Source organism: Methanohalophilus portucalensis, from assembly GCF_002761295.1.
GTDB lineage: Archaea > Halobacteriota > Methanosarcinia > Methanosarcinales > Methanosarcinaceae > Methanohalophilus > Methanohalophilus portucalensis.
Genome location: NZ_CP017881.1, coordinates 1725919 through 1740514, shown reverse-complemented (window position 1 = coordinate 1740514; position 14596 = coordinate 1725919). Strand labels below are relative to the sequence as shown.

Annotated in this window: 17 protein-coding genes and 1 pseudogene; 15 read left to right on the top strand and 3 right to left on the bottom strand. The window is 38.3% G+C overall.

Annotated elements, in window-relative coordinates; translation table 11 throughout:
* Positions 1-135: 135 nt before the first annotated feature.
* From BKM01_RS08960 to BKM01_RS08920, 7 genes are all read left to right on the top strand, one after another.
* Positions 136-777 (top strand): hypothetical protein, encoded by a 642-nt coding sequence (locus BKM01_RS08960; RefSeq protein ID WP_072357860.1) that lies wholly within the window; start codon positions 136-138, stop codon positions 775-777.
* 333 nt (positions 778-1110) lie between these two features.
* Entirely contained in the window at positions 1111-2286 is a 1176-nt protein-coding gene (locus tag BKM01_RS08950) for a hypothetical protein (RefSeq protein ID WP_072357854.1), read from the top strand.
* 358 nt (positions 2287-2644) lie between these two features.
* Entirely contained in the window at positions 2645-2848 is a 204-nt protein-coding gene (locus tag BKM01_RS08940) for a hypothetical protein (protein WP_072357847.1), read from the top strand.
* 638 nt (positions 2849-3486) lie between these two features.
* The gene (locus BKM01_RS08935; protein WP_072357844.1) at positions 3487-4107 is read left to right on the top strand and encodes a hypothetical protein; all 621 of its coding nucleotides are present in this window, start codon (positions 3487-3489) and stop codon (positions 4105-4107) included.
* Positions 4108-4122: 15 nt separating this feature from the next.
* The gene (locus tag BKM01_RS08930) at positions 4123-4428 is read left to right on the top strand and encodes a hypothetical protein (protein ID WP_072357841.1); all 306 of its coding nucleotides are present in this window, start codon (positions 4123-4125) and stop codon (positions 4426-4428) included.
* 17 nt (positions 4429-4445) lie between these two features.
* Positions 4446-5270, top strand: coding sequence for a hypothetical protein (locus BKM01_RS08925; RefSeq protein ID WP_072357838.1), 825 nt, complete (start codon positions 4446-4448; stop codon positions 5268-5270).
* Positions 5271-5276: 6 nt separating this feature from the next.
* A complete protein-coding gene (locus BKM01_RS08920; protein WP_233125545.1) occupies positions 5277-6257 on the top strand; it encodes a cytochrome c biogenesis protein CcdA in 981 nt (326 codons plus the stop codon).
* A gap of 76 nt (positions 6258-6333) precedes the next feature.
* Here the strand turns inward: BKM01_RS08920 and BKM01_RS08915 are convergent, their stop codons facing one another.
* Complete coding sequence (locus BKM01_RS08915) at positions 6334-7119, bottom strand: hypothetical protein (RefSeq protein WP_072357835.1); 786 nt, start codon at positions 7117-7119, stop codon at positions 6334-6336.
* Positions 7120-7229: 110 nt separating this feature from the next.
* Here BKM01_RS08915 and BKM01_RS08910 point away from each other — a divergent pair, with 110 nt between their 5' ends.
* From BKM01_RS08910 to BKM01_RS08900, 3 genes are all read left to right on the top strand, one after another.
* Positions 7230-7973 (top strand): hypothetical protein, encoded by a 744-nt coding sequence (locus BKM01_RS08910; protein ID WP_072357833.1) that lies wholly within the window; start codon positions 7230-7232, stop codon positions 7971-7973.
* Between the two features lie 47 nt (positions 7974-8020).
* Positions 8021-9208 (top strand): MFS transporter, encoded by a 1188-nt coding sequence (locus BKM01_RS08905; RefSeq protein ID WP_072357831.1) that lies wholly within the window; start codon positions 8021-8023, stop codon positions 9206-9208.
* A 156-nt stretch (positions 9209-9364) separates the two neighbouring features.
* Positions 9365-9649 (top strand): hypothetical protein, encoded by a 285-nt coding sequence (locus BKM01_RS08900; RefSeq protein WP_072357828.1) that lies wholly within the window; start codon positions 9365-9367, stop codon positions 9647-9649.
* Positions 9650-9711: 62 nt separating this feature from the next.
* On the opposite strand, the pseudogene BKM01_RS11100 reads toward BKM01_RS08900, so the two are convergent.
* A pseudogene (locus tag BKM01_RS11100) lies at positions 9712-10248 on the bottom strand (GNAT family N-acetyltransferase).
* Between the two features lie 118 nt (positions 10249-10366).
* On the opposite strand from BKM01_RS11100, the gene BKM01_RS08885 reads away from it, so the two are divergent.
* A complete protein-coding gene (locus BKM01_RS08885; RefSeq protein WP_072357822.1) occupies positions 10367-10930 on the top strand; it encodes a class I SAM-dependent methyltransferase in 564 nt (187 codons plus the stop codon).
* Positions 10931-10983: 53 nt separating this feature from the next.
* Here BKM01_RS08885 and BKM01_RS08880 read toward each other — a convergent pair whose 3' ends face one another.
* Complete coding sequence (locus tag BKM01_RS08880) at positions 10984-11541, bottom strand: flavodoxin family protein (RefSeq protein ID WP_072357820.1); 558 nt, start codon at positions 11539-11541, stop codon at positions 10984-10986.
* Between the two features lie 224 nt (positions 11542-11765).
* Here BKM01_RS08880 and BKM01_RS08875 point away from each other — a divergent pair, with 224 nt between their 5' ends.
* The 4 genes from BKM01_RS08875 (at position 11766) to BKM01_RS08860 (ending at position 14594) form a co-directional block, all read left to right on the top strand.
* Complete coding sequence (locus tag BKM01_RS08875; protein WP_099816318.1) at positions 11766-12173, top strand: GerW family sporulation protein; 408 nt, start codon at positions 11766-11768, stop codon at positions 12171-12173.
* Positions 12174-12215: 42 nt separating this feature from the next.
* Positions 12216-12824 carry a DUF2953 domain-containing protein gene (locus BKM01_RS11270; protein ID WP_084006219.1) on the top strand — a complete coding sequence of 203 codons (609 nt, stop codon included), beginning with the start codon at positions 12216-12218 and terminating at the stop codon, positions 12822-12824.
* A gap of 84 nt (positions 12825-12908) precedes the next feature.
* The gene (locus tag BKM01_RS08865) at positions 12909-13418 is read left to right on the top strand and encodes a cytochrome P460 family protein (protein WP_084006218.1); all 510 of its coding nucleotides are present in this window, start codon (positions 12909-12911) and stop codon (positions 13416-13418) included.
* A gap of 99 nt (positions 13419-13517) precedes the next feature.
* Positions 13518-14594, top strand: a complete 1077-nt coding sequence (locus tag BKM01_RS08860; protein ID WP_072357814.1) for a (Fe-S)-binding protein — start codon at positions 13518-13520, stop codon at positions 14592-14594.
* The last annotated feature ends 2 nt before the right edge of the window (positions 14595-14596 follow it).

Sequence of the window (14596 nt, the reverse complement as noted above, 5' to 3'; positions counted from 1 at the left end):
TAGTATTTTACAATGTGGAGTTTGAATGTGCGTTACCAATCAGAACTCCACATTGGCCCGGAGGCAGGATTAGGTTGTGGTTTACACTATATAAACATAGCTTTGCCTCTGGAATAAAATCAAAGAGGCGAAGAAATGAAAAATAAAGGAACAAGAATTGCAGCATTGTTTATGGCAATGCTAGTTATGAGTATGTTTGCGATAGCACCGGCTATGGCGTGTGCACCACAAGGACCACAAGAACCTATAGACAAGTCTGCTGAAAAGAAAATTTTGAAACTTGTAGCAGAGGAAATAAGCCTGCCTGAGGAGTATTCCATTTCAAAAAATCCAGACACAGGTGGGTTTATATTCAGTTATCAAGAGTCTGCCGACTCATTTAAACTTTACGACATATCGAAAAATTATGAAATAACAGAAGTATGGAGTGGAACTTCATCAGTGATAGTGGGTGGATACCAAGTATCATTAGTATCAGACAAAGGTCAGGAAATATCAGTAAATATTGCAGGAGATTCCACATCTAACAGTGGCAAAATTACTGTATATGATTCAGCTTCAGGGATGGTAACAACTCAAAGTATTGATTGTTACGAATTATGTATGGGCACATGTGCTGGTTTAGGAGGCCAGGGATGTGGTGCAGCTTGTCCATATCTTTGTGGAGTCCTTGCTCCAACTGGTGTCGGATATGTAGCGTGTGTGGGCATATGCCTAGGTATTTGTTTCGTAGACATAACGGTCTACTGTGATGCAATTTGTGATGCTGTATGTTAATACAGCATTTATCTTTTTTGGAGGATTATGATCATGATTGGCTACAAACAATACAAACCTTCACAGTTATTTCTACTTTTTATATTCGCCACAATTTTGATTGATATATTTGAAATAATCTTTAATTACTTTATTTTAAAATTTGAGATATTATCAATGTATGAATCGATTTTTTCACCAATTCTGTTTTTGATTGGTATATACTTCTATCTAGTTGCTAGAGAAAAAAAATGGACGCAAATCCAATCACTGTTATTCGCAATATTTTGTCTTATTTGCGGTATTTCTGGTGTAATTATAGCAACATACTTCATCCAATAAATAGGGGATTTTATGAATATTAAAAAATTACTTTATTTACTCGTAATTGTAATTATATCGATAGTTCCGGCAGCTTCCGAAGAAAATATATTTTACGACTTATCTTCAAAAGAGATCTCAGAATTATCATTTTATTATCAAAACAACTCCACTTTTCCATTGAATGAATTTTATACCCAGTCTTCTGAATACAGTAAGGAATATCCATTTTACACTTATAATTTAGCATTAAAATGTCGTAGAATTGTTATGAAAATGGACATGAATGACATGGCCTCTGTTCATGGAACTAAAATCGTTATTGATGACACGTTTGATGAAATTGAGAGTAAAAATAATGAAATTGATGAACAATTAGCAGGTCTAAGTGAAAACAATTTAAGCTTTTCGGGAATGGAATGGTTTTCTCTTGCTGAGAATGAAATTGAAGAAAGTAGACGTTATTTCTCTATTTCTCAAGAACATTATGATAATGGAAATTTCAATGATACTTTGGAAACGTTAATTGAATCAAATTTCGCTATTTATAAGGCAGAAAATTTGTTAAATGTTGCAAAACATAAGAACAATGAGTCTTCAAAAATAAATCATATCCAGAGTATTGAAGGTGGAGAAGAAACTGCATCCAAATGGATACAGGTTGCAGACGAGCAAATAAAGATCTTAAGTGAATCGGGAAACCGAAAAGATATACTCGCCTCTTCCGAAAACATATTGGAAACTGCAAAGCAGCACTATTCTGCAGAAAGATACTATTTGGCAACTATGAATGCAGCAGAAGCTAAAGCTCTGGCTGATTTTGGAATTGACTATAAAAGGGTTGTAGGTCACAAAGAGGCTATACGTAGCGCTGAAAAACAAATGGAAAATACAAATGCATCCCTGAGCAGCCTTCTTGGCAATCCTGAAATTGATGCTCCCATAATAGTACTTCATTTTGAATCCGCAAAAATTCGGTTAGAAGAATCCAGAATAAAAGATTCAACCAGTTCTATACCTCTTGCAGACATATCTATACGCAATGCATTTATTGCAAAAGAACAAGCAAATGCAATAGTAGAATTTAAAAATACAATTGAAACGATCGATTCTTCTTCCCAATCAGAACCAGAATTAATACCGTTAGGCCTTTCACCTTTGATAGGAGCTATAGCAATTCTCATAATGTTTAGGGGGAAAAAATGGTGAGATTTTTTCTTTTCTTCTACTGTCAATTCCTATATCTGGTGCACAACCACTATATGTCGAATATTTCCATCAGACAGGTTGCCATGACTGCGAGATAACAGATCTTATTATTGATCAAATTGAAAAAGAATATGAAGACGTAGAAATTGTGAGAACCGATGTCATAAACACTGAAGTGTTCAACCGGTTGAATCAATACGGCTTTATTGAGGTTCCGGCTGTGGTCATAATATTTTTCGTGTCTTTCATAATATATAGAAAAGGGCTGATTCATCCCACTATGTATGATATTAATAAGCACAATTTTTATTTTTTATAAATATTTCAAATCAATGTATGTATTAATAGGTGAAAGATCATGACTGTTGGACCAATTATAGTTACTGTTGCCGTTCTTACTATTATGTCACTATATCCGTTTTATCTCAAAAAATACAAACCATATCGTTACAAAGGAATATGGAAATCAATAGGTGATACAACCAAAACACCCACCAGAGCTATTTTTTATCCAGTTGGTTTTTTAATAGGTGGCATGCTTTACATAATGTTCACTCAGTAATCTGGCACTTACGGTCGATTACATGAGAAACCAAATAAATAGTGTATTTTAGAACACTGTCTTTAAGACAAAAAAGGATAAACTCGTAGAAATTGTCGTAAAATAGACCATATTGTCAAACGGGTTTCCTGGCAAAAAAAGCGGAAATTTTAGGTTGAAAGAGGAAAAGATATCTTCATCAAGGAGCGGATACTGTCAAGCTTGGGATAAAATTATGTTTAATAGGAATCAAAAAGATAACCCTCAAAAACGGAGTAATTAATATTCATCTGTTATATTAATGAAAAATCAATGGGGAGGAATAATTCAGTCTTTCATCTTTAATTCATTTTTGATAATATAATTTATATATATTTTAGTTTATATAAAAGAATTTCTGTAAATTTAGAGGATGATTACTTTGTATGCTTCTCATACATATTTTTTATTATAAATATTAACGACATTTTTGTTAACAAGAAAGCTAATATGTGTAATCCTCAACTATATATGGTATTACATTATAGTATTTTGCAATGTGGAGCTTGAATGCGCGTTATCAAACAGAACTCCACATTGGCCCGGAGGCAGGGTTAGGTTGTGGTTTACACTATATAAACATAGCTTTGTCTCTGGAATAAAATCAAAGAGGCGAAGAAATGAAAAGTAAGGGAATTAGAATTGCAGCATTGCTTATGGTAATGTTGGTTGTGAGTATGTTTTCAGTAGTGCCTGCTATGGCATGTGTGCCTGGCGGAACATGTGGCGAGAAGACATGTGATGACAATATAATGATGGGAGAACCTGTTGAATTAAAAGGAAACGACAGGGATGAACTTCTAGATAAAGCTCTTGCAGATAAGGCAATCATTAGCCTTAAAGAAGAACTAAAAGAAGAAGGATTTGAACAAAAGGATGTTGAAACATACAGCCTAGAAATAACTGCAGAAGATGGATCTGTTGTTGATGCCAAAGTTTCAACATTTAAATTTGAAGATGCTGACGGGAATATTGATGGGTTGAATTATGCATATAATGATCAGACGGGCGAAAGTTTGGCAGTGCGCGGAGTCACTGATTGTGGAACATGCCTAACAAGAATATTAATTTATGGAATTGGTTGCTCAGCAGTCTGTGTTAGTGGAGGAGTACTAACCATGGGAGCACTTTGTGTAGCATGTCTTGCAGCTGCAGCATACGATTCACTGTGTCCATGCTATTTATGTGGTTGTTCAGAGGGCTTTGAAGACGCTTGTGAGATGGCAGAAACTCATTGTTGAAAGGAGGACTTGGTAATGACTAAAATGGGGAGATACATCCCCTTTATCATTTTTTGTTTCATAGTATTGTGGATTTTCTACGGATATTTTGTTGTTTCAAAGTATTATGTGGATATGATTTTGCTCAGTTTTGCTGCATTGTTTTCGTCCATTGGTATGTATAAAACAGAATATGGCGGGGTTTGTAAATACTTGGTTGTTTTATTTATCTCTGCAGTTATTATTGGATCTTATGTTACCTCAGGTAATTACTATGCACTAATACTTGGTATTACATTTCTCTTACTGGCTGTAGTAGATTATATAAAAACATTAAAATGACATCTTGGAGTATTTATATGAATTTTAAATTATCAATAACATTAATAGCATTAATCACATTATTTTTGCTAACTGCTGGGTGCCTTGTAACTTCCCAACAAAACGATTTAGAGAAATATGAGTTGAAGTATAACTTTAAGCAGGGCGAGCAATATAGCTACGAAGTTCTAACTGCAATCGAAAAACCAAGTACAAAAGTTTCTGAAACTACTGATATCTATGTGGTAAGCGAAGAAAACAATCATATAAATTTGAAAGTGCTAACTAAAACGGTGACTAATACCAAATCAGAAGAACAAATTTACCATATGAATATGACTCCTAGTGGAGAAATCATTAAAATAAAATCTAATGACTTAATAATACCAGAAATTCAACTTGAGTTGGTATCAATATTAGAATATCCCAAAAAAGAGTTTGCGGAAGGTGATGTCTGGAGTTCATATTTTAGCAAAAATGATAGTTTATTTATAGACAACAATTTAGTCGAGTATACTGTATCCGGGAACACTACATACAAATGCTCTGAGCGAAGCGAAATATCTGTTAAGGCGGGAAAATTTGATTGTGTAGCAATTGAAACCACTACTGATTATATCTTGGATGCCAAGTATAAATCTGAAAATGAATCAATTTTCTTAAAAACAAATGGTGTTGTACAAGGAGAAAACTGGATTGATTTGGACAGAGGTTTTTTGGCAAAGTCAGAATACAACGTCAATAAAAATACAATGACTGATTTTTCAGAACTTTATAAGGACCTTGGCATTGAAAATATCCATCGTTCTACCCCTCAAAAATCATATACTGCTAGTGAGCTAATAGACATCAAAAGGAAATAAGGAAATATGATGAAAAAAAGCATAGTTCTTTTTCTTCTTCTCTTTTTACTGATTCCAACTGTTCAAGCACAGCCTATATACATCGAATATTTCCATCAGACAGGTTGCCATGACTGCGAGATAACAGATCCCATTATTGATCAAACTGAAAAACAATATGATGATGTGGAAATTGTAAGAACGAATGTTGATACAACTGATGGATTCAACCGGTGGAACCAATACGGCTTTATTGAGGTTCCGGGTGTGGTCATAAATAATGAAACTAAAATCCCAAAAGGAGAAATCACCGAAAAAAATCTCAGGATATCGATTGACAAATATCTTGAAGACAGTAAACCTGAAAACCAATACATAAACAGTGACCTGAATATTCCGTTTGCTTATTCGCTTGGCCTTTTTGCCGGATTATCCCCCTGTTTGATGGCCATACTCGGATTTCTTTTGACTTTTACAGCCGGTACCGGTAAGTCTGCACGTAGCGGTATGGAACGGGCACTAGTCTTTGGTGTCGGATTAATGACATCTTACCTCGCCATAGGGGTAGGATTGCTTGTGTTCTGGAAGACACTTCCAGACATGGAATTATTTTCTGTGATTACAGGAATCATAGTTATTGGAATAGGCCTCTTTTTGATGGGAATTTTTCGCCTTCCGATATCCTTTGACAAATATTTTCAGAACACAGCCAGAAAACACGCAGGGACAATTGGAGGATTGTTTTTTCTGGGAGTCCTGTTTTCTCTGGTAAAGGTGCCTTGCACTGTACCTACGCTTCTAATTTTACTGAACAAGTCTTTAACAGAAGGAACAATTAACAATCTGGTCCTATTGTTTACTTTCAGTTTTGGGGTATTGACTCCTTTCCTAGGAATAGGATTGGTTGGAGGGTATACTTTATCCAAACGTATTCGTGAACACAGGAGATATTTGAAATTAATTAGTGGTTTATCTCTCATTTTGTTGGGTTTTTGGGTGATGATTTGAGATAAAATTGAAGTTTAACTGATTGAGGAGTTCCCAAGCAACTCCCTTCTTTTGTAAATAAGTTATTGCTACAATTTCACCGGTAATTCCCCTCACCAGTAACGATTTCTCCTTCTATTGGTGCCCAGCCGTCCTGACTTCCTTCCAGGGTTATGGATAGATGTTCATGATACTGGTTGCCGCTCCAGCCATAGATCCACCAGTTGTTCATTCCCATAAAGCTCATGGAAATATCTACCGTGTTTTCTGGAGTTGTGTTGTACTTTGCATAAAGACGGCTTTCGTATTGGTACGTCTTGACATTTTCATTGTCTTCATTGGGGAATTGGTTTGTAACTTTTTTTATGTTGTATTTTGGTATGAATGTAGTTTCGTTTTCCAGAGGATTTTTTGTGTTCAATTCATGATCAGCATTCTGGTAGATGCTGAAACCCTCTGGATAGGGAACAGGCGTATCTTCTGAATATTCAGTGGATTCGTTTATTGTACGGTTCGGTCCTTCACTCTGGCCTTCTTCTATTGGAACCTGAGTTGAATGGAATTCAGGGTCAATTTCATGTGCTGTGATTTGCAGCATTTTTCCGTGTTTGGTTTCTGTAATGGTACAGTTCCATCCGATTGGCTTATTCAGATTGTTCTCTGATTTCAGGGCCTCTGAAAGAAAAGATTCATTCCCATCAGAAGGAAGGGGTAAATACAGGGTCACATTGTGGAGTGATTGCAATGTTTCTATGCTGACATCATATTGATACTCGCTCTGGAAAGTATCCTCGTACATCTGGTTCTGGTGGTTGGCCCATAGGACCGAGGCTGCTATAATTAAAATGGCAAATATCAGGATTATTTTGATTAAATTGTTCATAGTTGCTTTTTGTAGTATAATTATAAGTTTTTATTTCTTGAAATCCTATATAGGAAGAACAAACATATTTGATTGCTTAAGAATATCTGTTATACAGGAGATATCAATTCATGGACATTTCAAAAAGTTACAAAATATTTGGAATAACGCTGGTGGTTGCATCAACCATTATTTACTTCTTCCATTACCTGATTTTTAACGACCCACACCACATATTCATATTCCTCGTGAGCGATATAGCATTTGTTCCAATAGAGGTTTTGCTTGTCACGATGATATTACATAAATTGCTTAGTGATATGGAGAAAAGCAAGCGGCTTGAAAAATTGAATATGGTTATCGGTGTTTTTTTCAGCGAAGTGGGAACTAAATTGCTCGCTTTCTTTTCAGACGCCGATCCAGGTCTTGAAAATGTTCGCAATCGGCTAATCGTGAGGAAAGACTGGACCGACGAAGATTTTGAGGAAATTACTACATTCCTGCGCAATTATGAATATTCGGTGGATATAGGCAACGTGGATCTTGTCTTCCTGCGTGATTTCCTGAGAAATCACCGCAGTTTCATGGCAGGTTTACTTGAAAATCCTTCACTGCTTGAACATGAATCCTTTACGGGTCTATTGCGTGCCGTCTTCCACCTGATGGAGGAACTGGTTAGCCGCGCGGATCTGGAAGATCTTCCGGAGTCGGATTTTGATCATCTGGCTCTTGATATAGAAAGGGCTTATAGCAGGCTTGTTATAGAATGGCTGAATTACATGAAGTATTTAAAGCACAACCACCCATATCTTTTCTCTCTGGCAATGCGAACAAATCCTTTTGATACAAAAAGTTCTGCAGTGGTCCATTCATGAAGTGCTTTTATTTAGCTTCCAGATTCAGGTAAATAACGAGAGAAAAAATGAAAATTCTATCAGGAAAGCACCCATCCAGACAACTTACCCTTTTATTCCTGGGGACCTTCTGTGTTTTCCTGGCCCTTTTATCTTTTATTCCCCTGCTGCCCCCCATAGCTGCAGAACTCAACATTTCCCGCTCAAACCTGGGTTGGGTGGCGGGAATTTTCATGATATGTATGGCATTTTTCCAGATTCCCTTTGGCATGATGTCAGACAGGTTGGGAAGAAAGCCCATGATAATCGGCGGTATATTCATTTTTTCAAGCGGATTATTTGTGACTTCCTTTGCTTATTCCTTTCTCAGCCTCCTGGGGGCACGTGCTATTTCAGGAATTGGGGCTGCAATCTTTTTTTCGACCTCGTTCACGATGATTGGTGACATTTATGAATTAAAGGAGAGGGGAAGGGCAATGGGTATTATAGCCATTGCTGTGGGGTTGGGTACGATTTCCGGATATATAGCCGGGGGTACACTGGGAGGAGAATACGGATGGCGGGTTGTCTTCAAGGCACTTTCATTGATCGTTTTTCTTGTATGTGCTGTCTTTTTCCTGCTGGAAGAGACTGCTCCGAAATATCGGGAAAGCACCCATTTCCTGAAACTTATGAGCCTGTCACTCAATCTATTCAAGACCCGCACCATCGTATATGTGACCTTTATAGCTATGTTCTGCAACATGGCTTCCATCGGTGCCACCTATGTGCTGCCCTTCTTCGCCCAGGACCAGGGTATATCTACGTCAACTACCGGTTTGTTGTTCGTACCGTTTGCAGCGGTCAGTTCAATAAGTGCTTCAGGTTGTGGCAAATGCTCCGATACAATCGGCCGGAAAAAACCTATGGTCGCAGTCACATTCGTGGCAGCGGTCGCTTTAATCCTGTTCTGCAGGATGCCAGTGGACCCGCTGGCAATCGCCCTGAATTTCGCACTGGTGGGGTTGTGTTTCAGTCCGGTTGTAACACTTACCTCAACCATCTTGGTGGACGAGGTTGTACGTACCGATTCAAGCATACTGGGTACCACGATGAGTACGTTCAATATGATTCGATGGCTCGGTGCAGCGCTGGGTCCGGTGATTGCAGGAGTGATGCTGGATCAGTACGGTGCACGTGCCTCGTTGCTGGTACTGGCAGTGCTTGTGACGGCGGCGTTCGTGCTGTCAGTGGGGTTGAGGGAGAAGTGGGAGTGAATTTGAAGTCATGTTTTCATCTCACACAAATGCTAAAATACAGTTTATTGGAATCCTTGAATTAGTTGAAAATACAAGCCCAAAAATCCAAAACCTGTCGCTATGCTTAATAAATTAGAAAATCAAATATGTGGTTGGCATTGGAGATGAACAAAGATGAAACATGGGGAGTTTTATAAGAATAATGAAACTGGCAAAGTTGGGAAAATTGTAAACACAAATCCACTGGCAATTTTCTTAAAAATAGATGGTAATTTTGTCGAATTTGAGAGGGATATATTTTTGGATTATTGGTCCAGAGTCAAGGGAGAATCGGAATACGAACTGGAACTTACTCTGTTATATGATGAAATATGCCAGATCGCAGACAAGCAGGATGTGGACACTAAAAAATTAATCGTCGATCTAAATCGCCTGTCTACGGAACAAAATCCTGCTTAACTTTTCTGAATCGGTCATTAATCAGTTCTTTTAATTGAAATTGGTCGATTGAATGTCCATTTTCAATTTTCACAATTGTTCAGTGTATAGCGCAGGGGTTTATGGTCAACCCCTTTTACATTTGTAGGTCCTTCATTTTTCATACCGATTTTTATTGCAACTTTCCTGGAAGCAATGTTGTCCTCATGCGAAAAAGCGATGAACTGCTTACAATCCAGTTTTCGGCAAGCGTGATGCAAGAAGATTTGGATAGCCTCGGTTGCAAATCCCCGGTTCCAGTGTTTTGGTAATATGGACCAGTAAACCTGCTAAGCTCCCTTATCCGGGTCAGGAAGCATTCCAACAGAACCGACAAATTCATCACTGCTCTTTTTTGCAACAGTATAGGCATAGACCTGGTCTGGCTCATCGTAGTTTTCCATCGTTTTACGGAAAAACCTGCGAGTATCTTTATAGGATACCGGTTTTTGACTGAAGAAAAAATATTTTGTAGCTTTATCATTTGAAATAAACCTGTAAAAACCAGCAAAATCTTTTTCCTCCAGTGGCCTTATGACAAGCCTTTTGGATTCTATGATTTCATGTATTCTTGCTGGCATGGGTATACCCATGGTTCAAAGACTTATGTGTTTTACCATTGCTGATATCAAAGAAAATTATGTTTTAATGTTTGGAATTTGGCGAAAAACTAATGAAATAGATTATTGATTATATCACATGAGCTTTGATAACCCTGGTTTTTTCGAAAAATTGCGAATGGAAGTTCTCTGGAACCGTTTGGGAAGTTTCCGCTATAAACAATATATTCAGGGTCTGCAGTTGAAAGGTGATGAAAATATTCTGGATTTTGGATGCGGAGGAGGCGCGGCTTCAAAGCATATAGCAAACGCCCTTTCAGACAGTGGCAATCTGGTTTGCATTGACACCTCTGCTTTCTGGCTGGAGAAAGCAAAAAAACGGATGAAGGACTTTTCCAACGTTGAGTTTGTCTGCGAAAGGATCGAAGATGCAGATCTGCCTGATAATTATTTTGATTCCGTTTTCATTCATTTTGTCCTCCATGATATTGAGGAAAAGTACAGGCAGGAAATAATAAATTCTCTTGCAGGCAAACTTAAGGAAACTGGTCTTATCTACATCAGGGAACCAACCAAGCATGATCATGGTATGTCCCCTGTAGAAATAGTAGAACACATGAAAAAAGCAGGTCTTGCAGAACTTTCCGGCAGGCATGGGGAGTATTTCAGGTGGCCACATTATACCGGTGTTTTCCGTAAGTAAAAAGTAAATTTATGCCCGTGATACGAAAATACACAGGCAGGAATGTTCGGGAATCAGTCGAGCATTTCGTTTCCGGCAATTTTTGCCTCATCCATTAATTCAGTGTTCTCTTTCACTGCTCCGGGCTCATAGTAGCCGGCACCAAGCAATGTATTCTTGATTTCCATTCCGAAAAACTGGTTCATCAGTCCCCCAAACTCTTCAAATACCGATTTGTACTGACTCTTTTCGGGGAACCCTTGGGAACCCACCAATACAAGTTTCTTACCGGCATTGATACGCGGAGAGAAATCCGGGTTTATCAGAGAATAGAACCTGTCTATGAATGAACGTGCCTGACCCGTGAACTGACCGAAATATATCGGAGATCCAAAAACAATACCATCTGCATCAATGATCGCATCCAGGGCTTTTTCCATATCATCATCGAGTTTGCATCTTTCATGGGCTTTACAGTAGCCGCATGCCTGACATCCCTGGAAATCCATCGCATTGATATTGAATTTCCTTACATCAGCACCGTTCTCGGAGGCACCGTCAAGTACTTGCTGTACAAGTACATCTGTATTCCCATCTTTACGTGGGCTTCCTACAAAACCTACAACTTTCACTGTTCCACATCCATTTGGCTTTATGAATTATTTCCAGTTTCTTTTAGAAACATTATGTGGTGTGTAAGTATGTGTTTATATACTTAAGTGTTTATTCATGCACATAATCCTGTTTGATATGAACTATCAGTTTTTTATTTTCAGAAAATGCTGGATTATCTTTTTAAATAACAGTACCCATCTTATTATATCAATAAAACTATCGAATATAAGGGAGTGTCAATATGGGAGTAGAAGATGTAATGAAAGAGGTCTCTGAGGAACTTGAGAGACTTGTCAGCACTAAAACCGTTGTAGGAGAAGCGATGGAAGCAGGTGGAAAAACTATCATACCCATCAGCAAAGTGTCCTTTGGTTTTGGTAGCGGTGGCGGTGAAGATAATAAAAGTGCAACCGAATCGAGCTTTGGTGGTGGCGGCGGTGCAGGTGCAAAAATAGATCCTGTTGCATTTCTTGTTATATCTGAAGAAGACGTAAAGTTGTTGCGTGTATCCGGCAAAGGCGATATTGATAAGGTCATTGAAGCAGTTCCGGAACTAATCGGGAAATTCAAAGGAATGAAAGGGAAAAAGCATGCCTCTGACCGACCTGAAGAAGTAAAAGAAGAGTCAGATAAAGAGGAAAAAGATTAACCTGTTTCCATTAGGAGACGGGCAATTTAAGTATCCGGGTCTATGTGGCCTATGATTATTTTTTCTGTACTTTTGCTGCTTTTGGTAGTGGCAATTTTATTCTTTTTTGTCGCATTTGATGTAACATTCAGGTTTACATTAGAAAAAAACAGTTACAAAACAAACCTGAAAATAACCTGGTTGGGAATCTCCAGAAATATCAAACCTTCCAGCAATAAAAAAAATGAACAACAAGAGGATGAAATTAAAACAGAACGTTCGGTAAAACACAATCCAACTATTGTAAATGATCTTTCATCGTACTCTTCTATTTTTTTTGAGATCAAAAATCCCATCTTCAGGTTTGTATCAGACACCTTAAAAGCTATCCATTTTCGTTCTTTTTCTCTTGATATGAGATATGGTTTTGATGATCCCGCATATACAGGCATTCTGTGTGGGTTTTTACATGCGGCTCTTGGAATAGTTAAGCGCAGTTGCCCTCAATGCAATTATCAGATTGTTCCCTGTTTTAATAATGAAATTTTAGAAATAGATGCCTCTGGAAGTTTTCGTATCAGGCTGTACAGATTTATACCGGGTATACTACGTTTCATGTCCAGAAAGGTTGTGATCAGAAACCTGTGGATATCTTTGAGGAATAAATATTGACCCCTCAAATGCCAAAATTTAAGCGGCATATTTATCATTCCACAGGACACATTATTTTATAATGGATATTAAGGGGGACTTTATATGAAAAAGACAATGATTTTACTTACAATCCTGATGAGCATGTTTTTGGTTATCGGTTGTACAGATTACGGCAACGGTGATGAAACTGCCCCGGAAGGCACAGCATCAGTAACTGGTGCTGATGTTTATAGCATGATTACAGAAGACTCTGATTACAGGCAATGGGATCTCTGGCCGGGTGCCGGGGAATTTTATGAGAGTAGTGGTGCACATGGGGAATTACTCACAACTTATGTAACAGAGGATGCCAAAATCGCAATTGAGAACAGGGAAGGTGTCCTGCCCGAGGGAAGTATTGTCGTTAAGGAAGGGTACACATCCGACAGGCAACTCAGCAACATAGTTGTGATGTATAAGGTAGAAGGTTATGATCCGGAACATAATGATTGGTTCTGGGCATCCTATTCACCTGAAGGTGAAGTCCTTGTGGAAGGACAGGTGGATGGTTGCATTAACTGTCACAATTCTGCAAAGGACAATGACTATCTTTTCACCAGTGACATTGGCTGATGTATATTAGCTAATATCTTTTTCTTATTTTTGTACCACTAATTATTTATTAATATACGAAACCACAATTTTATAACAGAATATATTCAGAGGTAGCTTATGATAAATTTACAGGAACTTGCAGATTCATGTATCGAATGTAACAAATGTCTTGATGTATGTCCTGTTACAAAAGTTACGTGTAATGACTCTTTTACGCCCCGAGCAAAAATATCCCTGCTTGAACGTATTGAGGCAGGAAAAGAACTTACAGAAGATGAAATGAACAATGTGTATCTTTCGACACGTTGTGGGGCCTGTGATGATGTCTGTCCCGTGGACATTCCAATCACGGATATTATACAGAGGGAAAGACAACTGCTCGCAGAGCAGGGCAGGGAACCAGATAAAACCGGAAAGATCTGTCAGAACATTCTTGTAAATAATGTGCCTGGACACATGGATGATGCTCATCGTTTTGACTGGGTGACCAATGATCTGGAAATTGCTGAAAAATCAGAAATTGCTTACATGGGTGGCTGCTGGGTATCCTTTGCTCAGCCGGAGATTGCACGTTCAACGATACAATTACTGAATGCTGCAGATATCAGACCCATGTTACTTGAAGAGGAAAAATGCTGTGGCCTTTTCCTGATTGACAACGGTCATTTGGATGAAGCTGCAGAACATGCACGTAAATATGTGGATTACATCGAATCACAGGGAATAAAAAAACTGGTAGTCTCATGTCCGGGATGTTATGAGGTCATCGGGAAAGAGTATGCAAAATTAGGCAGAAAACCGGAATTCGAAGTGGTATTTTCTCTTGACCTCTTCAGTGATCTTGTCAGTAAAGGCAGACTGCAGCCACGTAAGACCACAGGTACGGTTTCTCTGAGGGATGCATGTCCCATGAGAAAGGAAAATGATGTTCCCAGACAGTTGATTTCAGCTATGGGATATTCCATAGAAGAACTGTTTGAAGGTACGGTTTGTTGTGGTGCACCGGCAGGTGTCAAACCCAATTTCCCGGAAATATCCGGTAAAATAGCAAATCTGACCCTTGAAAACCTTCAGGAAGGCAATACACTGGTAAGTTACTGTCCCTTTTGCCAGTATCATCTGGAAGGTGTTTCAGGAGAGCCAAAACCAGCGATAAAAGATATCTCTACGTTACTTGCAGAACAAACGCTTTAAAA

Coding starts and splice junctions, on each gene's coding strand:
- BKM01_RS08960 (WP_072357860.1), top strand. CDS start 136: ATGAAAAATAAAGGAACAAGAATTGCAGCATTGTTTATGGCAATGCTA.
- BKM01_RS08950 (WP_072357854.1), top strand. CDS start 1,111: ATGAATATTAAAAAATTACTTTATTTACTCGTAATTGTAATTATATCG.
- BKM01_RS08940 (WP_072357847.1), top strand. CDS start 2,645: ATGACTGTTGGACCAATTATAGTTACTGTTGCCGTTCTTACTATTATG.
- BKM01_RS08935 (WP_072357844.1), top strand. CDS start 3,487: ATGAAAAGTAAGGGAATTAGAATTGCAGCATTGCTTATGGTAATGTTG.
- BKM01_RS08930 (WP_072357841.1), top strand. CDS start 4,123: ATGACTAAAATGGGGAGATACATCCCCTTTATCATTTTTTGTTTCATA.
- BKM01_RS08925 (WP_072357838.1), top strand. CDS start 4,446: ATGAATTTTAAATTATCAATAACATTAATAGCATTAATCACATTATTT.
- BKM01_RS08920 (WP_233125545.1), top strand. CDS start 5,277: ATGATGAAAAAAAGCATAGTTCTTTTTCTTCTTCTCTTTTTACTGATT.
- BKM01_RS08915 (WP_072357835.1), bottom strand. CDS start 7,119: ATGAACAATTTAATCAAAATAATCCTGATATTTGCCATTTTAATTATA.
- BKM01_RS08910 (WP_072357833.1), top strand. CDS start 7,230: ATGGACATTTCAAAAAGTTACAAAATATTTGGAATAACGCTGGTGGTT.
- BKM01_RS08905 (WP_072357831.1), top strand. CDS start 8,021: ATGAAAATTCTATCAGGAAAGCACCCATCCAGACAACTTACCCTTTTA.
- BKM01_RS08900 (WP_072357828.1), top strand. CDS start 9,365: ATGAAACATGGGGAGTTTTATAAGAATAATGAAACTGGCAAAGTTGGG.
- BKM01_RS08885 (WP_072357822.1), top strand. CDS start 10,367: ATGAGCTTTGATAACCCTGGTTTTTTCGAAAAATTGCGAATGGAAGTT.
- BKM01_RS08875 (WP_099816318.1), top strand. CDS start 11,766: ATGGGAGTAGAAGATGTAATGAAAGAGGTCTCTGAGGAACTTGAGAGA.
- BKM01_RS11270 (WP_084006219.1), top strand. CDS start 12,216: ATGTGGCCTATGATTATTTTTTCTGTACTTTTGCTGCTTTTGGTAGTG.
- BKM01_RS08865 (WP_084006218.1), top strand. CDS start 12,909: ATGAAAAAGACAATGATTTTACTTACAATCCTGATGAGCATGTTTTTG.
- BKM01_RS08860 (WP_072357814.1), top strand. CDS start 13,518: ATGATAAATTTACAGGAACTTGCAGATTCATGTATCGAATGTAACAAA.